The 20,109-nt window shown below is 54.3% G+C and carries 17 protein-coding genes; 15 read left to right on the top strand and 2 right to left on the bottom strand.

The window, feature by feature from the left end:
• Positions 1-19: 19 nt before the first annotated feature.
• Positions 20-1,246, bottom strand: coding sequence for an L-lactate MFS transporter (locus tag FJW00_RS00245; protein ID WP_140922721.1), 1,227 nt, complete (start codon positions 1,244-1,246; stop codon positions 20-22).
• 285 nt (positions 1,247-1,531) lie between these two features.
• Here FJW00_RS00245 and FJW00_RS00240 point away from each other — a divergent pair, with 285 nt between their 5' ends.
• Positions 1,532-1,765, top strand: a complete 234-nt coding sequence (locus tag FJW00_RS00240) for a hypothetical protein (protein WP_058958160.1) — start codon at positions 1,532-1,534, stop codon at positions 1,763-1,765.
• A 36-nt stretch (positions 1,766-1,801) separates the two neighbouring features.
• Here the strand turns inward: FJW00_RS00240 and FJW00_RS00235 are convergent, their stop codons facing one another.
• On the bottom strand, positions 1,802-2,701 hold the full coding sequence (locus tag FJW00_RS00235; protein ID WP_140922705.1) for a DMT family transporter: 900 nt from the start codon (positions 2,699-2,701) through the stop codon (positions 1,802-1,804).
• A 178-nt stretch (positions 2,702-2,879) separates the two neighbouring features.
• Here FJW00_RS00235 and FJW00_RS00230 point away from each other — a divergent pair, with 178 nt between their 5' ends.
• The 14 genes from FJW00_RS00230 to FJW00_RS00160 all read left to right on the top strand — a co-directional run.
• Positions 2,880-3,749, top strand: a complete 870-nt coding sequence (locus FJW00_RS00230) for a helix-turn-helix domain-containing protein (protein WP_140922704.1) — start codon at positions 2,880-2,882, stop codon at positions 3,747-3,749.
• A gap of 604 nt (positions 3,750-4,353) precedes the next feature.
• The gene (gene tssB / locus FJW00_RS00225; RefSeq protein ID WP_140922703.1) at positions 4,354-4,851 is read left to right on the top strand and encodes a type VI secretion system contractile sheath small subunit; all 498 of its coding nucleotides are present in this window, start codon (positions 4,354-4,356) and stop codon (positions 4,849-4,851) included.
• A 33-nt stretch (positions 4,852-4,884) separates the two neighbouring features.
• Entirely contained in the window at positions 4,885-6,432 is a 1,548-nt protein-coding gene (tssC, locus tag FJW00_RS00220) for a type VI secretion system contractile sheath large subunit (protein ID WP_140922702.1), read from the top strand.
• 17 nt (positions 6,433-6,449) lie between these two features.
• The gene (tssK, locus tag FJW00_RS00215) at positions 6,450-7,790 is read left to right on the top strand and encodes a type VI secretion system baseplate subunit TssK (protein WP_140922701.1); all 1,341 of its coding nucleotides are present in this window, start codon (positions 6,450-6,452) and stop codon (positions 7,788-7,790) included.
• A complete protein-coding gene (gene tssL, locus FJW00_RS00210) occupies positions 7,787-8,476 on the top strand; it encodes a type VI secretion system protein TssL, short form (protein ID WP_140922700.1) in 690 nt (229 codons plus the stop codon). The genes tssK and tssL overlap by 4 nt, the downstream gene beginning before the upstream one ends.
• Positions 8,473-10,185: an OmpA family protein gene (locus FJW00_RS00205; RefSeq protein ID WP_140922699.1), complete on the top strand. Its 1,713-nt coding sequence runs from the start codon at positions 8,473-8,475 to the stop codon at positions 10,183-10,185. The genes tssL and FJW00_RS00205 overlap by 4 nt, the downstream gene beginning before the upstream one ends.
• Positions 10,186-10,189: 4 nt before the next feature.
• On the top strand, positions 10,190-10,681 hold the full coding sequence (gene hcp, locus FJW00_RS00200; RefSeq protein WP_046102419.1) for a type VI secretion system effector Hcp: 492 nt from the start codon (positions 10,190-10,192) through the stop codon (positions 10,679-10,681).
• A 162-nt stretch (positions 10,682-10,843) separates the two neighbouring features.
• On the top strand, positions 10,844-13,498 hold the full coding sequence (tssH, locus tag FJW00_RS00195; RefSeq protein WP_140922698.1) for a type VI secretion system ATPase TssH: 2,655 nt from the start codon (positions 10,844-10,846) through the stop codon (positions 13,496-13,498).
• Entirely contained in the window at positions 13,495-15,990 is a 2,496-nt protein-coding gene (locus FJW00_RS00190; protein WP_140922697.1) for a type VI secretion system Vgr family protein, read from the top strand. The genes tssH and FJW00_RS00190 overlap by 4 nt, the downstream gene beginning before the upstream one ends.
• Positions 15,991-16,818, top strand: coding sequence for a T6SS immunity protein Tli3 family protein (locus FJW00_RS00185; RefSeq protein ID WP_140922696.1), 828 nt, complete (start codon positions 15,991-15,993; stop codon positions 16,816-16,818).
• Entirely contained in the window at positions 16,818-18,740 is a 1,923-nt protein-coding gene (locus tag FJW00_RS00180) for an alpha/beta hydrolase (protein WP_181405327.1), read from the top strand. Before FJW00_RS00185 ends, FJW00_RS00180 begins: the two co-directional genes overlap by 1 nt.
• 14 nt (positions 18,741-18,754) lie before the next feature.
• A complete protein-coding gene (locus FJW00_RS00175) occupies positions 18,755-19,018 on the top strand; it encodes a PAAR domain-containing protein (RefSeq protein WP_140922694.1) in 264 nt (87 codons plus the stop codon).
• 310 nt (positions 19,019-19,328) lie between these two features.
• Positions 19,329-19,535 (top strand): hypothetical protein, encoded by a 207-nt coding sequence (locus tag FJW00_RS00165; protein WP_140922692.1) that lies wholly within the window; start codon positions 19,329-19,331, stop codon positions 19,533-19,535.
• 2 nt (positions 19,536-19,537) lie between these two features.
• Positions 19,538-20,109 (top strand): T6SS immunity protein Tli3 family protein (locus tag FJW00_RS00160; protein WP_444939627.1); only part of this gene is annotated, 572 nt, incomplete at its 3' end.

Here is a 20,109-nt window from a genome sequence, read left to right as displayed (position 1 = left end):
GCAACACGGCCCGACAGGATCAGTGGCGCTGCAATACCGGTGCTGGCGCAACCGTACGCTGTGGCAGACGGATAGTGAGTGACAGGAACAGGGAGATGACCAGCAGCGTCATAATCAGGCTGAATGTCACCGTGAAACCGCCAAACAGTGAGGCAACCAGTGAGCCCAGTACGCTGCCGATGCCAAAGCCGAGATAGAGCAGGCCATAGTTTTTGGTCAGGTTATTAAGGCCGAAGAAGTCACTGACCAGCGAAGGAAATACCGTGATGGTTCCGCCAAAGCTGAAGGCCACACAGGCGAGTGACAGGAAGAAAGTGCTCTCATTCATCCGGGTGAAAAGCAGCACGCTCATCCCAATCAGCGACACTATCTGCGCCAGCGAAATCACCCGGATGCGCATCATCCGGTCGGACAGCACGCCCAGCACCAGACGGCCGCTCAGGTTAGCGATGGCGATCACGGTGACGGCACTGGCGGCAGTCTGGGTGGTCAGATGCACCAGGCCTTCACCGATGTCTTTAGCCACCCCGATAACATAGAGACCACTCATGCAGGCGGTCAGGAACATCAGCGCCAGCATCCAGTACTGCGGCATACGCACCGATTGTGCCAGCGTATAATCACGCGCCTGTTGCTGACCTCGCTGGCTGCTGCTGTTTTCCTGCAGAGGCGCATCGCGCATCAGCAAAGCCCCCAGGATAATCATCGACATGGCCAGCACGCCCCAGATCATAAAGGTCTGCTCCAGACCCACCGAGGCCAGCAGAGCGCCGCAGATGAACTTGAATCCAAGACTGCCCAGGCCATATGCGCCAATGGCACAGGCAGAGATCATCCCTTTGCGCTCCGGGAACCACATCACGCAGTTTGACAGCGTCATCAGGTAACCCGCCCCATCGGCCAGACCCACCAGCAACCCGGCGCTGAAATAGAGCATCATCAGGTTATCAGCCTGCGCGGTCAGCCAGAAGCCGACCGCCATTAGCACACCGGCTCCGATCGTGACGCGGCGTACGCCAAAACGTTCCTGTAATTTACCGGCCAGTGACGAGGCAATTGCCAGCCCCAGACTCAGCAGGCCAAACGAAAAAGCCACCTGACTGATCGGTGCATTCAGCTTGTGGGAGAGCTGGCCGTTGAAAAGACTCCATGTGTAGACTGACCCCAGCGCGAACTGAGTGATTACGGTGCCGAACAATGTAAGCCAGCGGGAACGCTGGTATGAAGCCTGCTGCGTCTGGTTCATCATTTATCTCTCCCGTCCGGGAATCTGGAAACTGCGGTCAGAATAAAGCAGTAACGCGCGCGCAGGCGTAGCAAACGCATGAACGGAACGGATCAGGGAATGAAATGCCATCCAGCGGGTATGAATGGCATTGTGCACTCTCTTTGAGGTCGCGCTGAAGGTAACCAAAGCGGCAACCTGATGAGTAAGCGTAATGAGCGGTAAGATAATGTTTCACACTGCTGTTTCTGTAAGCAGGTTTCCGGATCTTTTGCCAGGATAGGGGTTCACTCAACAGGAGGAAATATGAAAGACCGGACATATGAATCCACTACCAGTGAAGACGAAGTCTGCTGCATCATCGGTCAGGCCGTGGTTGAACTCAGTACAGAACAGCAGCCTGTGACGAAATCGACGCTGGCACTCAAGCTGCTGTCGATGGCTGACCGTGACAGTGACGATGAGCGTGTTCTGCTCTACTGGATTGCGCGCAAAGCGATCAATCAGCCGCAGCAACTCCTCCCGCAGTCGTGGGCATAACAGCCAGCCCATGCGGGCGCTACGCCCGCATCTCTGTCAGACGGTCGCCCGGCTAACGCTGAGCGGCCAGCGGGCAAACATCACGACATTGCCCAGCAAAATCATGACAAGGCCAGGGATGGCACTGGCGTGCCACTCATATCCCTCATAGCGGGTTGACAGTGCCAGCGCGACCAGCGGAAACAGCACCGTCGTGTAGGCCGCCCGGCTGGCACCGATGCGACCCACCAGCGTAAAGTAGGCACCAAACCCCATCACCGATCCCACAATCGCCAGATAGCTTACCGCGCCTGTCCACTGCGCGTTCCATGTCGGCTGCAGGGATACCCCCTGAAGCAGTGAAACCAGCGCCATCATTAACGCGCCGTACAACATGCCATAGCTGTTGGTGGTCAGCACGTCACGATGCAGACGCTGATGCCGCTGACTGATCATATTGCCGAATGAGAATCCCAGCGTGCCCAGCGCACTTAATCCAATACCCCATAGCAGGCCCGCAGAGGTCTCTGTGTTGCGCAGATCGTGCCAGAACAGCGCCACAATGCCTGCCATCCCCAGTATCATAGCCGGAAGCAGTCGCGCGGAAGGGCGCTGACGGAAAAATATCCAGCTGTTAATGGCGTTATAGATCACCGCCATGGAGAAGATGACCGACTCCAGACCACTGCTGATATATCCCGAAGCGTAATAGAAACAGACAAAATTGAAGCCAAACACACAGCAGCCCTGCAGCAGACAGAAGAGATGATCGTGCAGGGTCAGCTTATCCAGCCGCTTGATCAGCTTAAGCAGAAGCAGCATCACCACCGAGGCCAGTAAAAAACGCCAGAAAACCGCGACGGTGACCGCGCTGGCACCCGCAGACTGTTGCGCATAAATCGCAATCCAGGTTGTGCCCCAGATCACCACCACAGAAAGATATAAAAACAGGTTCATGGCCTGAATCTCCACGTTAAAACGCGGAGTCTGCACCGGTACGGCAATCAGGTCTTACAGCGGATTGCGCGGAGTTTGCAAAATCTTGCGCATTTTTCTGTGTCGTCCCGATGTGACCTGTTTTCTGTCCCGCGTTGTCCGTAAACTGGCACTCTGTTTAACCTGAAATGCGACCCCGATGCCTGTTTATCAGACTTTTGAAATGCTGCAGCGCCAGAAAGCCCAACTGCGTGATCAGGTGCAGCTTCACAGCGGCATTCAGCTGGCCGCCTGGTTTAACAGTGGCGATCGTGTCACCAACTTCAGCGATCACCACACGCTGAGCCTCTATGTCGCGGGGGGATATGACACCTGGCACAAAACTGCGCATGGCTGGCGCAACGGTGGGGCACCGGATCGCTTCTGTCTGATGCCTGCCGGCACCGAGTCGACCTGGGACCTGCGGGCCGATCTCGCCTTTGTCCATCTCTACTGCAGTGAGACGCAGCTGCGACAACTGGCTGAGCGGGTATGGGATCGCAGCCCGGCACAGTTAACCCTGTATGAGAAAATCTTTTCTGCTGACGACCGTATCACGCAGCTTTACCGGCACTTTCTGCTGAGCTGCGACTGGCAGCAGCCTGCCAGTCAGGTGATGCTGAGCAGCGCCTCCACCTTACTGCTGACCCACCTGTTGCAGCACTACAGCGATGTGCAGTGGCAGCTGCCTCAGGTGCGGGGCGGCCTGGCACCGGCGGTGTTACGGCGGGTGCTGGACTTTATTGAAACGCATCTCGACCAGCCTTTAACCCTGGCGGTGCTGGCACAGGAAGCGGCGCTCAGCGAGTTTCACTTTGCCCGCATGTTCCGCCACACCACCGGCGCAGCGCCACACCAGTTTGTGATGCAGCGTCGGATGGCACGCGCACACGCTTTGCTGGCACGTCCCGATCTGACACTGACTGAAATTGCCTTTCAGTGTGGTTTTCACTCTTCCGCGCATTTCAGCCATCGGTTCCGCCAGGTTTATGGCATGACGCCCTCCGCCTGCCGTCGGGCGCAGAGCTGAAGGCGGTTTTAAAAACGTTTTAAATGATCTCCGGCCACGTTTTAAAGAGTGCGTGAATCGGTATCTTCTGGTGGCGTAAATCACCGCGCTGGCTGGGTGTGGGGGAGGGTTTAAATCTATTCTCACCAGCGGTTCCTGCAATTATCGCATTAAATCAGGCACGCTTTGTCTTAATAAAAATTCGATGTCATTCTGGACATCTTTCTTAGGAATATTCCACAGTTTCTCCTGTCAGCCCGCGTTATAACGTCCGACGTTTCTTTCCGCCTTTATATCTTCTGTTCCAGAATGCTCCTTCAGTCAGTCAATGACTCTTTTTGGTGTAGCTGTATTGATGCAAATCAATGCCATAACCATTTACGCGTAATTTTTCGTTCGTTTTCACTGCAGCGACATAAATGTTTATTTAATTGCTCACTTCTGGCTCAAATCGCTGGTATGGCGACAATCACCGCTATTAAAATTCAGCAGAAAATTCTTAATATATCTAGCAAATAGCGTAATGATCTTAATATTTGATCTTATCTCGATCATTATTCTATTATCGTGCGTCTATAGCTTTAGTCTGAAAAATCCATGTAGCGATAATCTGAGGGATGATGAGATGTCGGATAGTTTCCAGAGTGAAGTGCCGAAGGCACGTATTAATTTGAAACTCGATTTGCATACGGGGGGCGCAAGCAAGAAAACGGAACTCCCCCTTAAATTACTGGTGGCGGGTGACTTCAGTCATGGTCAGGAATCTGCCCCCCTGTCTGAGCGTAAGAAAGTTAATCTCAACAAAAATAACTTTGACTCAGTGCTTTCCGAATATTCCCCAAACGTCAATCTGACCGTTAAAAACACACTTGCCGGTGATGGCAGTGAGGAAAATATCACGCTGACATTCCACAGCATGAAGGATTTCACCCCGGAACAGGTTTCACGGCAAATACCCCAGCTGAAAGCCATGCTTTCCATGCGCAATTTACTTCGCGATTTAAAAGCCAACCTGCTGGACAACCAGGCATTCCGAAAAGAGCTGGAAAAGATTCTGCTCGATCCGGCATTGAGCGCAGAACTCAGAGCCGAACTCTCCGCCCTGGCCCCGAAACAGCCATAACGATCACGATGCTTTAACGGATTAATAAGGAAGATGCTGATGTCTGTAAAAAATGAGAATGCCGCGGGTGGCGAGAGTGTCGTGCTGGAACGTCCTGCTGCCGGTGGGGTATATGCCTCCCTGTTTGAAAAAATCAACCTGAACCCGGTGTCTGAACTGAGTGCGCTGGACATCTGGCAGGACGCGCAGGCGATGTCAGATGCGACCGCGGATGAGCGTCTGACTGCCGGGATGCAGGTGTTTCTGGAATGCCTGACAAAGTCGGGCTCAAAAGTCGAAAAGCTCGACAAAAACCTGATTGACCACCATATCGCGGAACTGGACTATCAGATCAGCCGCCAGCTTGATGCCGTGATGCATAGCGAAGAATTCCAGGCAGTGGAAAGCCTGTGGCGCGGCGTGAAATCCCTGGTTGATAAAACCGATTTCCGTCAGAACGTAAAGGTTGAACTGCTGGATATGTCAAAAGAAGAGCTGCGTCAGGACTTCGAAGACAGCCCGGAAATCATCCAGAGCGGATTGTATAAGCAAACCTATATTGAAGAGTATGATACACCGGGTGGCGAACCGATTGCCGCGCTGATTTCCGCTTACGAGTTTGATGCGTCTGCGCAGGATGTCGCGCTGCTGCGCAACATCTCCAAAGTCTCTGCCGCAGCACATATGCCGTTTATCGGCTCGGCTGGCCCGAAATTTTTCCTGAAAGATTCGATGGAAGAAGTGGCTGCTATCAAGGATATCGGTAACTACTTTGACCGCGCGGAATACATCAAGTGGAAATCCTTTCGCGAGACGGACGACTCCCGTTACATCGGTCTGGTCATGCCGCGTGTGCTGGGTCGTCTGCCCTATGGCCCGGACACCGTGCCTGTTCGCAGCTTCAATTATGTTGAGGAAGTGAAAGGCCCGGATCACGACAAATATCTCTGGACCAACGCCTCCTTCGCCTTTGCGGCAAACATGATGCGCAGTTTTATCAATAACGGCTGGTGTGTACAGATTCGGGGCCCGCAGGCCGGTGGTGCGGTGCAGGATCTGCCTATTCATCTGTATGACCTTGGCACCGGCAATCAGGTGAAAATTCCGTCTGAGGTCATGATCCCGGAAACCCGCGAATTTGAATTTGCCAACCTGGGTTTCATTCCGCTGTCATATTACAAAAACCGCGACTATGCGTGCTTTTTCTCGGCGAACTCCACTCAAAAACCTGCGCTGTATGATACGGCAGATGCGACGGCCAATAGCCGTATTAATGCCCGTCTGCCCTACATCTTCCTGCTGTCGCGTATTGCCCACTATCTGAAGCTGATTCAGCGTGAAAACATCGGCACCACCAAAGACCGTCGTCTGCTGGAGCTGGAGCTGAATACCTGGGTGCGCAGTCTGGTCACGGAAATGACCGACCCGGGCGACGAGCTGCAGGCCTCTCACCCGCTGCGGGACGCCAGAGTGGTGGTGGAAGACATTGAGGATAACCCCGGCTTCTTCCGCGTGAAGCTCTATGCCGTGCCGCACTTCCAGGTGGAAGGGATGGACGTCAACCTCTCACTGGTTTCTCAGATGCCTAAGGCCAAATCGTAAGCTAAGGCAGGAAGCCAATGAAAACGGAACAGCCGTTATGGGGCCGGGGGCAGATGATCTCACCCCAGCATTTCCAGCAGCAGGCCGTGTATGCGGCCTGGTCAGCGGAATGCATCGCCCGACTGGGGCTCTCCCATCCCTGGGGGGTGATTGAGGCAACTTTTGAACCTGACGCATTAAAACTGGGCCGCCTGCAGGCCAGTCATCTGCACATCCGCTTTCCCGACGGCACGCTGGTCGACACGAATAGGGGGGATGACCTGCCACCGGTGCTGGCGCTTGAAGGGGAGTCCCGGGATGTCGGGGTGGTTCTGGCGCTTCCGCTGATGCGGGCAAATGGGGGCAACTGTCTTAAGCCTGATGAGGTAGCCGATCGCCCGGTTCGATATCGTCAGTGTTGGCGGGATGTTCGCAACCTCTTTGGGGAAGATACCCGTCAGATTGCGGTGATGCAGCCCGCGCTGACGCTGCGTTTTGCTCATCAGAACAACAGTGATTACCTGACCTGCCCGGTCGCCCGCCTGCAGCAGGATTCGCAGGGCCGCTGGACACGCGATGATGCATGGCTGCCCCCGTTGCTCGCTCTGCAGGGCAGCCGCTGGCTGGTGAATCAGCTGGAGCAGCTGATGACACAGCTCCGCGCCCGTCTGAGTCGCCTGATGGCGATGCGCCGGGAAAGTAACGAGCGCATGGCGGATTTTGCCGTAGCCGACGTGTCACTCTTCTGGCTGCTCAATGCCCTGAACAGCGCCGAGCCAGTACTGGGTCAGTTTCAGCGCCACCCGCAAAGCCCGCCGGAGCGTCTGTACCCGGAACTGGCGCGGCTGGCGGGCAGCCTGCTGACCTTCTCGCTGGAGCATCAGGTGAGCGCGATTCCGATCTGGCAGCATGAGCAACTGAACCACGTATTCCCGCCGCTGTTTGATTTGCTGGGTGATCTGCTGGAAGCCAGCCTGCCGTCACGGGTGGTGGCAATTGATCTTGAACAGGATCCCCGGCTTCACGTCTGGCAGGCTCGTCTGCATGACCCACGTCTGCGTGAAGGGGCGGATTACTACCTCTCCGTGCGTTCACCGATACCGGTGGCACAACTGCAGGAACAGTTCCCGCGCCAGTGTAAGGTCGGCACGCCTGATCATGTCAGAAGTATCGTCAATTCTTCGCGGGTAGGTATTCCTCTGACGCCCTTGCGTCATGTGCCAGCCGCCATTCCGCTGCGTCTGGAAAATCAGTATTTCAGCCTTGATGTTTCTCATCCTCTGGCCACTGAAATGCTTCAGAGCGGTACCTGTATGTTTTACGTGCCGGGCATGCTCGGCGAGCCTGAACTTGAACTCTTTGCGGTACTGAGAACATGAGTAAGCCTGAACGCGGTGTTGCCACATCTATCGATATTGATGCTCTCCTGCAGAATACCTGGCTACAGGTGATCAGTCTGCGTTACGGCCCGATATTTCAGGAGGGAGAAGGGCGCATGTTATGGGAGCACTGCATTGCGGATGTCGAACGGGTCCAGCGCGAACTTAAAGCGAGCGACCTTGATGAAGCCAGCTGTCAGCATATTCTCACGGCACAGTGTGCGCTGCTTGATGAGGCGGTCAAAGGTCGCGGTGTGGAGGATGATGCCTGTGTGCAGTGGTATGGCATTCCCCTGCAGGGGTACTTCCTTGGCACCATGGACGCGGGTGACACGCTGTGCGATCGGATGCGCGCAGTGCTGCGTGACCCATCGCCCGATCGGGCCGTCCTGACCTGCTTCCAGCGGGTCATGATGCTGGGATTCCTGGGCAGCTTTCGCGCTCTGAACGATCCGGAGCGTCAGAAACTTGTCAGCGCACTGAGTGAACGGGTCTCACCTTTCAGCTATCCCAATACGCTTCCGGTTCTGGCAGAAAGTGGTGCCGGACGGGGGATAGGGCGCTGGCTGGACTCATGGCCCGTGCGTATCGGCCTGAGCGTCGTGGTGGTGGCCGCACTCTGGTGGGGGCTGGATCACTGGCTGGATCAGATGCTGCAGAGCCTGTTACCGGGAGCCGTGAAATGAGTCCTGCACAACAGCGCGTGCTTGCACTGTGGGCCGCCCTGCTGAGTGCCGTGGTCTGCCTGGATTTCCTGCCGGTATCCCGACTGGTTTCTGTGCTCCTTCTGCTTATCGTTCTGGGGGGTATCCTGGCGTTCCGGACGGTCGCCAGTCGTCGTGCGGAGCATGACGTTACCCTGCGTCTGGATGACCTCCCGGAAGCTTCCTGGCGTCAGCCTGTGGTGCTGTTCTGTGGCGATCTGCCGCTGACATGCCGACAGCCGTCACCAGTGTTCACTGTCACGCAGGGATGCTGGATCCGCGTGACGGATCATCAGGATCTGGTTCAGGTCGCTCAACAGGTTCTGTCGCTGCGGCCTGACTGGGGTCGCCAGCTATCGGTGATGGTCAGCGTCTGTCCGCAGAAACATGCCGACAGCGAAGCGCTGACCCGTCGTCTGCTGGCCCTGCGCTGGCAAATCAGCCAGTTGCGTAAAAAAACGGGTCATTGTGTGCCACTGGTTCTGAAGGGGCAGATTGGCAGCGCGATGACGGATGATCTGCTCTGGCAGGCGGCTATCCCGGGTGAAGGCGTGAGGGTCTGGCGGGCGTCTTCAGCGCCGGGTTCAATCGCTGAATGGATCACCACCGGTGGGTCGCCAGCGATGCAGCAGCAGGTGCTGATAAACAGCCTGATAGCGTGGTTTCAGCAGCATGTCACTGCGCGCTTTATGGATGAACATCCCGATGTTCCGGTCATCGCACCTGTTGCGGTGTTGTGGGGAATGGGACCGATCCTTGCCGGCAGTCTGGCCACATCTGCCTGGACTGCATGGCTAGCCCGTCACACTGCGATCCAGCAGGTTGCGGGCTGGCAGCCGGTGGGAACGGATAGCACGGTGGTTTCCCCCTTCCCGGATTTTATTCTGCCGCTGCTCCCTGAAGGACGCGGCCTGACGCCACGTGGGCGAGCCTGGCGTTATGCGCTCGGGATTTTCACGCTGGCTGCCATTGCTGCCCTGCTCAGCAGTAGCTGGAACAATCGCCAGCTGCTGCGGCGTGTGAGCTTCGATATTGCCCGCTATGACCGTATCCCGATGCAGGATTTCGGCCCCAAAGCCGATGCCGTGGCTGTCCTGCGTAACGATGCGACAGAACTGGATGACCAGGCGCGCAATGGTGTACCGGCTCGGATGAGCCTGGGTCTCTATCAGGGAGAGCGTCTGCGAATGCCGGTGCTGGATGCGATCCGTTCGTATGTGCCGCCACCGCCGCCGCCTGAACCGCAGCCGGAACCTGAACCGGTACCCAAAATTATCCGTCTCGACAGCATGTCGCTGTTTGATTCCGGCAAATCTGCGCTGAAAGCGGGCTCCACCAGAATGCTGGTGAACTCACTGGTCGGCATCAAAGCGAAGCCGGGCTGGCTGATTGTCGTGTCCGGCCATACAGACAACACCGGTAACCCAAAACTGAATCAGACGCTGTCACTCGAGCGTGCCGCAGCGGTACGCGACTGGATGCGTGACACCGGTGACGTACCGGAAAGCTGTTTTGCGGTGCAGGGCTATGGCGCAAGCCGTCCGATCGCAACCAATGACACCCCGGAGGGGCGTGCGCTCAACCGCCGTGTCGAAATCAGTCTGGTACCGCAGGCCAGTGCCTGTCAGATACCGGGCCACACCCAGGCGTCATCGCAGGATGATGACGCATCACTACACAATGGAGAGTAATTTCATGGCAATTCCTGTTTATCTCTGGCTGAAAGACGACGGCGGCGCGGACATCAAAGGGTCCGTGGACGTTCAGGATCGAGACGGCAGCATCGAAGTGGTGGCACAGCAGCATAACCTCTACATCCCGACCGACAACAACACCGGCAAGCTGACCGGCACCCGTATTCACACCCCGTTCCTGTTTACCAAGGAGATCGACTCCTCCAGCCCCTACCTGTACAAGGCAGTGACCACCGGGCAGACCCTCAAATCTGCTGAATTCAAATGGTACAGGATCAACGACGCGGGCCAGGAAGTGGAGTACTTCAACACCAGACTGGAAAACGTGAAGGTGGTGAAAGTGAACCCGGTGATGCACGACATCAAAAATCCGGCTTTCGAGAAGCATAATCATCTTGAGCAGATTGAACTGCGCTACGAAAAAATCACCTGGACCTACAAAGACGGCAACATCATTCATTCCGACTCCTGGAACGAACGCGCCACCGCATAAGTCACGAGCGGGCAGAGCTTCTCTGTCCGCTCTTTTTGCTGAGTGTCTGCCTGTGCGGGCGCTCAGCAAAAACATCACATCCCGGAAACAGACCTTATGGGCCTCGGTAACGGCCAGGGGCGGTAGCGTGCCTGAACGGTCCTCAACAGTGAGCAAGCAAATATGGAAAACCCGGCAATCCTTCTTCGACGTCTCAACCCTTACTGCGCCCGTGCGATGGAAGGGGCAGCCTCCCTGTGTCAGATTCGCGCCCATGCTGAAATCCTGCCGGAGCACTGGCTGCTGAAACTGCTGGAGCAGGGTGAAGGCGATCTCACCGTGCTGGCCCGCCGCTATGAGTGGGATATGGATGCCATCTGGCAGGATTTGCTTGCCTGGCTGGATAAACAGCCGCGTTCAGTACGCCAGCGTCCTCAACTGTCTGACACCATTCAGACATTGCTGCAGCAAGCCTGGCTGATTGCTTCTCTGAACGGTGAGGAACAAATCCGCAGCGTCCATCTGCTAATGGCGCTGGCAGATAAACAGAAACTGGTGCGCTGTGACGGGCTGTGGCCACTCCTGACGCTGGGCCAGAGTCAGCTGGAACGTCTGCGTCCGCTGCTCGATGCACAGTCGGACGAACGCCTGGAACTGCAGCAGGAAGCGGAACTTGCGCAGAGCCACAGCGGCGGGATGGAATTTGTCGGCCGTCCGGTGGATGCCGAGCTGAAAGAAGGCGAGCTTAGCCCGGCGCTGCAGAACGCGCTGGATAAATTCACCCTTGATGTCACTGCGAAAGCGAAAGAGGGCAAAATCGACCCGGTGTTTGGCCGTGAGACGGAAATCCGCCAGATGGTGGATATTCTCTCGCGCCGTCGCAAGAACAACCCGATTCTGGTGGGCGAACCGGGCGTGGGGAAAACCGCGCTGGTGGAAGGGCTGGCGCTGCGTATAGCCGAAGGCAACGTGCCGGAATCTCTCAGGCCGGTTGTTCTGCGTACCCTGGATTTGGGGCTGCTGCAGGCTGGCGCGGGCGTGAAAGGCGAGTTCGAACAGCGTCTGAAAAACGTCATCGACGCGGTGCAGCAGTCTCCGCTACCGATTCTGCTGTTTATTGATGAAGCCCACACCATTATCGGTGCGGGCAATCAGGCGGGTGGCGCGGATGCCGCCAACCTGCTGAAACCGGCGCTGGCGCGCGGCGAACTGCGCACTATCGCCGCGACCACGTGGAGCGAGTACAAACAGTACTTCGAACGCGATGCCGCGCTGGAGCGTCGCTTTCAGATGGTGAAGGTCGACGAGCCGGACGATGAGACCGCCTGCCTGATGCTGCGCGGTCTCAAATCCCGCTATGCCGAGCACCATAACGTGCATATCACCGATGATGCGGTGCGCGCTGCGGTCACGCTCTCCCGCCGTTATCTGACCGGTCGCCAGCTGCCGGACAAAGCGGTCGATTTGCTCGACACCGCCGCCGCCCGCGTGCGCATGAGCCTTGATACCGTTCCGGAACAGCTGACCCGCATTCGCGCGCAGATAACCTCGCTTGAAATGGAGAAGCAGGCACTGCTGGAAGATATTGCTTTTGGCAGTCAGAGCCACAGCGAGCGTCTGACTCTTATCGGTCAGGAAGAAGTACAACTGATCCTCAAACTTGATGAGCTGGAAACCCGGCACGGTCAGGAGCTGAAAGTCGCAGAGCAGTTGCTGCAAAGCCGCCAGGACCTCTCCCGTCAGGGCGAAACTCACGCGCTGCAACAGCAACTGAACGGAATGCAGCACAGCAATCCACTGCTCTCGATCGATGTGGACGTGCGCACCGTTGCCACCGTCATTGCCGACTGGACAGGCGTGCCGCTCTCTTCGCTGATGAAAGACGAACAGACCGAACTCCTAAGCCTGGAGAAGGAAATCGGCAAACGCGTGGTTGGCCAGGATGTGGCGCTGACTGCCATCGCCCGGCGTCTGCGAGCGGCGAAAACCGGCCTTACGTCCGGGGACGGTCCGCAGGGCGTATTTCTGCTGGTTGGCCCGAGTGGCGTCGGTAAGACTGAAACCGCGCTGGCGCTGGCGGATGTGCTGTACGGCGGCGAGAAGTCACTCATCACCATTAACCTGTCCGAGTACCAGGAGCCGCACACGGTGTCGCAGCTGAAAGGCTCACCGCCGGGCTACGTCGGCTACGGCCAGGGTGGCATCCTCACCGAAGCAGTACGCAAGCGTCCCTACAGCGTGGTGCTGCTCGACGAAGTGGAAAAGGCACACCGTGAGGTGATGAATCTGTTCTATCAGGTGTTCGACCGCGGCTTTATGCGCGACGGCGAAGGCCGCGAAATCGACTTCCGTAATACCGTTATCCTGATGACCTCGAACCTCGGCAGCGACCCTTTGATGCAGCTGCTGGATGAGCAGCCGGAGGCCACCGAAAGCGACCTGCACGAACTGCTGCGCCCGATCCTGCGTGACCACTTCCAGCCGGCGCTGCTGGCCCGCTTCCAGACCGTGATCTATCGACCGCTGGCCGAAGCGGCCATGCGTATCATCGTGGAAATGAAGCTCGACCAGGTCAGCAAGCGCCTGAACCGTCACTACGGCCTGACCACCCATATTGATGTGAGCCTGTACGACGCACTGACCGCTGCCTGCCTGCTGCCGGATACCGGCGCACGCAATGTCGACAGCCTGCTTAATCAGCAGATTCTGCCGGTGCTGAGCCAGCAACTGCTGACCCACATGGCCGCGAAGCAGAAACCACACACCCTGACGCTCGGCTGGAGCGACGAAGAAGGTATCTCGCTGGACTTTAACCGGACTGAGGGAGAGAACGTATGAGCAGTCATCCCCCGATCAGATTCAGTCATAACCACCACATGCTGGCAGTGAAAGGCTGTACGGCGGAACCTGACGTGCTGGCCTTTGAGGGCGATGAGGCCTTAAGTAAACCGTTCAGCTACCGCATTGAATTCACAAGCTCTGACCATGCCATCAGCAAAGAGATGATGCTGATGAAAACCGGCTCGCTGACGCTGCAGGCCCCGGTGGACCAGGGTTACGGCATTAAAGTGCAGCAGGCCGTGCGCACCCTTCAGGGGGTAGTGACCGGCTTTGAACGCCTCAGCACATCAAAAGATGAAACCCATTATGCCCTGACGCTCCGGCCACGCCTGGCGCTGCTTGACCGTTCGCACCAGAACGCCATCTATCAGGACATGTCGGTCCCGCAGATTGTGGAAAAAATCCTGCGCGAGCGTCACAACATGCGCGGCCAGGATTTTCTGTTCTCGCTGTCAAAAGAGTACCCGCGCCGTGAGCAGGTGATGCAGTACGGTGAGGATGACCTGCACTTTATCACCCGCCTGCTGGGTGAGGTGGGTATCTGGTTTCGCTTCACCACCGACACGCGCCTGAACATCGATGTGGTCGAGTTTTACGACAGCCAGCAGGGGTATGAGAAAGGCCTGACCCTGCCGTCAGTCCCGCCGTCGGGTCAGCATTCAAAAGGCGTGGATTCGGTCTGGGGCATGGCGTGCCACCACAACGTGGTGCAGAAGCAGGTCAGCACCCGTGACTACAACTACCGTCAGGCCACGGAAGACATGAACAGCCAGGTTGACGCGACTCAGGGCGACAGCACCACCTGTGGCGATGCCTACCACTGGGGGGACAACTACCTTACCCGGGGTAATGCATACGACCGCAATCCGGCCCCGGAGTCCGGGGCGTTTTATGCCCGCATTCGTCATGAGCGCTACCTGAATGGCCAGACCCGGACGCAGGGCATTACCAGCTGTCCGACGCTCTTTCCGGGCCAGGTGCTGAAAGTCACCGGCGGGTACGAAGTGGCAGAGGTGTTCAGCGCGGGTGTGGTCATCACGGCGATGCGTACGCATGCCCGCCGTGATAAGGACTTTGCCGTTAATTTTGACGGCATTCCTGATAACACCGATTTTGGTTTCCGTCCTGAACCTGGCTCACGTCCTGTGATGGCCGGGACGCTGCCGGCCCGCGTCACCAGTACCACTGAAAATGACACCTACGGCCACATCGACAAAGACGGTCGTTACCGCGTCAATATGCTGTTTGACCGTGACAGCTGGGAGACCGGATTCGAAAGCCTTTGGGTGCGCCAGTCCCGCCCGTACGCAGGGGATACGTATGGCCTTCACCTGCCGTTGCTGGCGGGCACCGAAGTGGCGATTGGCTTTGAGGACGGTAACCCGGACCGGCCGTACATTGCCGGAGTGCTGCACGACTCGGCGCACGGCGACCACGTCACCATCCGCAACTACAGACGTAACGTCCTGCGGACGCCTGCGAACAATAAAATCCGCCTCGATGACGAGCGCGGAAAAGAGCATATCAAGGTGTCGACGGAGTATGGCGGCAAGAGTCAGCTGAATCTCGGGCACCTGGTCGACAGTGAGAAACAGCAGCGCGGCGAGGGGTTTGAGCTCAGGACGGACAGCTGGGGGGCGATACGGGCGCAGAAAGGGATTTTTATCAGCGCAGACGGGCAGGCCAGAGCGCAGGGGCAGGTGCTGGAGATGGAGCCTGCGCTCGCGCGGCTGTCAGCGGCATTAGTGGAGATGGAATCCCTTGCCGCCAGCGCACAGCAGGCGTTGGCGCTGGCCGCTGACGTGGGCCGTCAGCAAAAACTCCTGAAGCAGAAAATCGAGCAGCTGCATCAGGAAGTGATTCTGGGCAGTGCGCCAAAGGGTATGGCGCTGGTGAGCGGAGAAGATATGCAGCTATCGGCCAGCGATAACCTGACGCTGACTGCGGGTAAACAGCTGGATGTCGGTGCACAGAAGGACTTCACGCTGGCGGCCGGTAAACGACTCAGCCTGTACAGCCGGGAAGGGGCAAAACTGTACAGTTCGCAACACGATATAGATATCCAGGCTCAGGGCGGAAATATCACGACCTGGTCCACAGAGGACACGCATATCTCGAGCGGCAGGAAGATGGTCGTGACGGCACAGGACGAGCTGACGCTGATATCCGGAGGCGGTTATATCAAAATCAAGGGCGGAAATGTTGAGATTGGTGGGCCTGGCAGGCTGCTTATAAAGAACAGCGGAATCAGGAAAGCGGGCTCCGGCAGTATGCATGGGGTGATGAAGTCGTTTGAGCCAGAATGTTTTGATGAGAAATTCAAATTAACGCATAGCTTGACACAAGAACCATTATCTAATCAGCGATACCGCATTAAGTTGCCAGACGGGAAATTAATCGAAGGCGTTACATCGGAGTCAGGTGAAACATCTTTAACGCAATCGCAAGCCGTTGATGATATGGAAATTACCTGGCTGGAGAGTTATTAAATGAAAAATAAAACATTAATCATCATTGCTGGTACTTGCTCGTTATTTGTTGCTGGGTTGATAATATTATCCAATTTGCCAACCGTCGGTGGGAGTTTTGGGTATGGAATGGCTCGTCCGGCTAAAGCGGATAATGATGACAGAATTGTGGTGACAAACGCACCCCCGCAGGAGGTGTTCAGAATTGACGATCACCGTTTCCTGACACTGGAGAACTATATCGCCTGCGATAAAAGCGGACAAATTTATTACCATGATACGAAGTTAGGGATTAAAACAAGGATTGATACTGTAAATCGTGATTATCGAAAGGATGATGGGACCCTTATTAAGAACTACCTTGTCGGTGATGAGCAGATTCAGTTAAAAAATGTAGAAAATGGCATTATGGCCTATGGCGGCATATTGCTGTATGACGCCACAAATGGTGCATTGGCATTCCCATATGTTAATAATACATGGAGTGGGTGTGATAATAATAGAGGGTGCTATCAGGGGGCTATGGTCTCAACGGACAATGGTAGGACGTTTTATGACCGTATTTATGAGAAATCATCGAACCACCCTAATAGTGGGACTGTTTTTACTGTCGATAATAGTGTTTTTTACAGAGGTAACGATTACGGTTATGGAGTGAAAATAGTTCCTTTTGATTATGGTGAGCTTAATGGTGGCGGGAGTTTGACCCAAAATGTTACTGAAAACAGAGATGTCAAATTTGACAAAGAAACCTTAAAAAATAGGAAGTATGATATTCGTTTTCATTGCGATAGTACTGTTAAAGCAACAAAAGTTCGGTTTGTAAAATTTAAAAGGGCAGTGGAATAATGAATGAGTATAACTCTGAACCAACCCGGATACTGGACACCTGCATCGATGATAATGGACGCCCCTCCTGGAAAAGCTTTACTTCGCCTAAATCGGTGAAGGTGCGAGGAGAATGTCAGATACCACCACATTTACCGGGTATTATTATTTTTGTTCATGGAGTTAACTCTACTGGTGAATGGTATGAGATTGCGGAAAAAAATATTTGCATGGGATTAAATGCTCGGCTGGGGCTTAATGACACCAACTTTAAGTTACAAGAAAATGTGTATAGCTGCGATAATGATTCTGCCGACAAAGGGTTTAGACGGCTTGAGCATGAAGGGCGATCTCCGGTGATACGATTTTATTGGGGATATCGTGCTGCGGATGGGGAAGAAGGTAAATATAAAATTCCACTAGTCAATATCCGTAATGAAGATTATCACCAGCTGCTTGCAGAGGGGGCATCAGAGGCTGATGTCCGCAAAAAGGGGCCTTTCTTCTGGGGCGGTGGACCATTCCAGAATGGAACGACCCAGTTGGTGTCACTATGGAGTAAAGAAGGGTTTAAATCAAAAGTACTGGGCGTTGTGCCTGTGCAAAAATTTGCCCCTGACCTGGATCGCCTGCTGACTGATGCTCCACCCAGAGAGTACTACGCTCACGCAGCGAAACGCCTTGCTGATTTAGTGGATTTAATTCGTGAAGAATACCCCCACGATACGGTGAGCATCATTTCCCACAGTCAGGGAACGATGATTGCTATGGCGGCAACAACGCTGGCTAAAAAAGCACCTGATGCGTTATTTATCCTTAACTCTCCGTATGCTATGGAAGCTAAAACAACGGATAGTCTGGCTTTGCCCGCAGAGGAAGTTTCCTCCGATAATGCCCGTAGCCAAACGCTATCCGCTATCATAGATAAGATTGCAGAACAGGCCGGAATGTTAAAAGCTGAAGAGTATAATGCACTATGCGTGGGGAAAACGGACGATAAAAAACGCTGGACACCGAATGTAACATTACCGTCTTCAGATAGTGAAACAAGAATCCCGGAACGTGATAACCATGGACGGTTTTATATTTACTGCAATCCTCATGACAGGGTAATGGGGGCCAGTCCACTCCTGAGTCTTGGCTGGCAGGGGTTGAAAAACAACCCAGACGGCAGTCCTCACCCGATGCTCGAAAAGCATAAAGGGCATTTGTATCAACGTATTCTGGCGCGCTGGTTACCTTGTGGTGACACGCCGAATCCCAGAACTTCCTTTACGCCAACGGATGGTAAACCGTTCTGGGATGATGATGGCGACTGGTTAACCTACAATAATCCGGGGTATTGGACTTTGGACATTAATAGTGAAAAAGTTCCTGCGCCTATTTCTGCTGATAAACTTACCGAGCTTGATGAAACTCGTAATAACAAGGATGAAAGACCTGGTGAAGTATACGGTTATGGCTGGGGGCAGTTAAATAAAGAAGAGCATGATAAATCCGATCTCAATATTCCTAATGATGACACCTATAAAAACTATATTAACCTGTATCCATTTGAACAAATTTTAACAGGGTATGAACAGTCGGGCTTCACTCGGATCCCTCGTTATCGCCGTGAAACGGTAGAAGAGCGAAATGTCAGGGTGGGAAAATATATCTCCCAGCCAACAGATCACAGCACTTTGCCCAAGAACGAAATGTTTATGAGCCGGGTTGTTGCTTATGATATTCCGATCGGTTTTTGTGATGCCAGCCGTAATAAAGCATTCATGGCAAAACTAAGAGCAATGGCTGACTGGACGCAAGGATACGATAGTTATATGGAAAAGGGAATTTTGGATATTCCAAAAAAGCCTGACATCATAAATGGTGAGTCAACCGCTGATGCAACCGAGATAAACAATCGCGATATGGGTAGACTGACAACGAAAAATAAATGGTAAAGGGAGTTGATCTAATGGGTAAATATGCCGTTGTTTTAGGGGATGCCACTACGCACGGAGGCAAAGTCACTTCTGCCTCATCCAGTTTTGATATATACGGTAAAAATGCCGCACTTTTGAATAATACCGTCAGTTGTCCGATGCACGGCACAAACAAAATTATTGAATGCGATGTTTCTGCGTATGAAGAAAACGGGAGCGGGATCGTTTTGCATAACTGTAAAACACAGTGTGGAGCGAACATCATCGCAAATATGCGGGATATGAAGGCGGGCTGATGGACATGGCCTCAGCACTGACAGACAGAAATCACACACCCTGACGCTCGGCCGGAGCGATGAAGAAGGTATCTCGCTGGTCTTCAGCCGGTCTGAAGGAGAGAACGTATGAGCAGTCATCCCCCGATCAGAATCAGCCATAACCACCACCTGCTGGCAGTGAAAGGCTGTACGGCGGAACCTGAAGCTTATATGCGGCGGCGGCTACATCAGAATCAGCGGCGGAAACGTTGAGATAGGCGGCCCGGGCAGGCTACTTATAAAGAACAGCGGAATCAGGAAAGCGGGCTCCGGCAGTATGCAGGGGGTGATGAAGTCGTTCGAGCCAGATAATTTCGATGAAAGTTTTACATTACTACATCCTGTTAGTGGGGAACCCATCGCCAGTCAACGGTTTCGCCTCACACTGCCGGATGGTTCTGTACAGGAAGGTGTGACAGATGCTCAGGGAAAAACGCCGTTGATTCAGGGAAAAATACTGAACGATATTATTTTTGAATTAATTAAAGGAAATTAAGGATGCGTTATTTTAAAGATGCATTTCTTCGGATTGCAGGAGTGTCTGGGATAATATTTTCATGCCTTTCTCTCTCCGGTTGTATCCCCACATCTGGTGCTGCGTTTGGCGCTGCCTCGGGGGCTATGGCGGCAAAAGGGGTTGGCAATAAATTTAAGTATTACCTTTTTGATGTGCCGCCACAGGTCATTTACCGTATTGACGATCATCGGTTTTTCACCCTGGAAAACTATAAGGACTGCGATCATGGCGGTATTGTTTATTACAATGATACGCAAAAAAATATTAAAGAGTATATCAGTGGTGGTTCGAACAGTAATTCAATATTGAAAGCGAACCCGATGATGTCGTGGAAGGGTAAATTTATTTATGCTGCTTCCGATAAGGTTCTGGCATTTATGAGTCGGTATCCGCTTATGAGTGACAGAGACACACATAGCGGGGTGTTTGTTACATATCGTATTGATAATAAATACGGACAGATCTTTGTGGCTGGTGATACAGATCCAGGATTTGATGTAACGTTAATAATTACAGATGAAAATATTTATGTTACGTCGAAGACTATTGATAG

Source organism: Pantoea anthophila, from assembly GCF_006494375.1.
Classification (GTDB): Bacteria; Pseudomonadota; Gammaproteobacteria; order Enterobacterales; family Enterobacteriaceae; genus Pantoea; species Pantoea anthophila.
Note: the sequence above shows the minus strand (reverse complement) of the source record. Positions and strands in the feature narration are given on the sequence as shown.

Bases quoted from the DNA above. Each gene is read 5' to 3' on its own strand.
- FJW00_RS00245 (WP_140922721.1), bottom strand. From the start codon at position 1,246: ATGAACCAGACGCAGCAGGCTTCATACCAGCGTTCCCGCTGGCTTACA.
- FJW00_RS00240 (WP_058958160.1), top strand. From the start codon at position 1,532: ATGAAAGACCGGACATATGAATCCACTACCAGTGAAGACGAAGTCTGC.
- FJW00_RS00235 (WP_140922705.1), bottom strand. From the start codon at position 2,701: ATGAACCTGTTTTTATATCTTTCTGTGGTGGTGATCTGGGGCACAACC.
- FJW00_RS00230 (WP_140922704.1), top strand. From the start codon at position 2,880: ATGCCTGTTTATCAGACTTTTGAAATGCTGCAGCGCCAGAAAGCCCAA.
- tssB (WP_140922703.1), top strand. From the start codon at position 4,354: ATGTCGGATAGTTTCCAGAGTGAAGTGCCGAAGGCACGTATTAATTTG.
- tssC (WP_140922702.1), top strand. From the start codon at position 4,885: ATGCTGATGTCTGTAAAAAATGAGAATGCCGCGGGTGGCGAGAGTGTC.
- tssK (WP_140922701.1), top strand. From the start codon at position 6,450: ATGAAAACGGAACAGCCGTTATGGGGCCGGGGGCAGATGATCTCACCC.
- tssL (WP_140922700.1), top strand. From the start codon at position 7,787: ATGAGTAAGCCTGAACGCGGTGTTGCCACATCTATCGATATTGATGCT.
- FJW00_RS00205 (WP_140922699.1), top strand. From the start codon at position 8,473: ATGAGTCCTGCACAACAGCGCGTGCTTGCACTGTGGGCCGCCCTGCTG.
- hcp (WP_046102419.1), top strand. From the start codon at position 10,190: ATGGCAATTCCTGTTTATCTCTGGCTGAAAGACGACGGCGGCGCGGAC.
- tssH (WP_140922698.1), top strand. From the start codon at position 10,844: ATGGAAAACCCGGCAATCCTTCTTCGACGTCTCAACCCTTACTGCGCC.
- FJW00_RS00190 (WP_140922697.1), top strand. From the start codon at position 13,495: ATGAGCAGTCATCCCCCGATCAGATTCAGTCATAACCACCACATGCTG.
- FJW00_RS00185 (WP_140922696.1), top strand. From the start codon at position 15,991: ATGAAAAATAAAACATTAATCATCATTGCTGGTACTTGCTCGTTATTT.
- FJW00_RS00180 (WP_181405327.1), top strand. From the start codon at position 16,818: ATGAATGAGTATAACTCTGAACCAACCCGGATACTGGACACCTGCATC.
- FJW00_RS00175 (WP_140922694.1), top strand. From the start codon at position 18,755: ATGGGTAAATATGCCGTTGTTTTAGGGGATGCCACTACGCACGGAGGC.
- FJW00_RS00165 (WP_140922692.1), top strand. From the start codon at position 19,329: ATGAAGTCGTTCGAGCCAGATAATTTCGATGAAAGTTTTACATTACTA.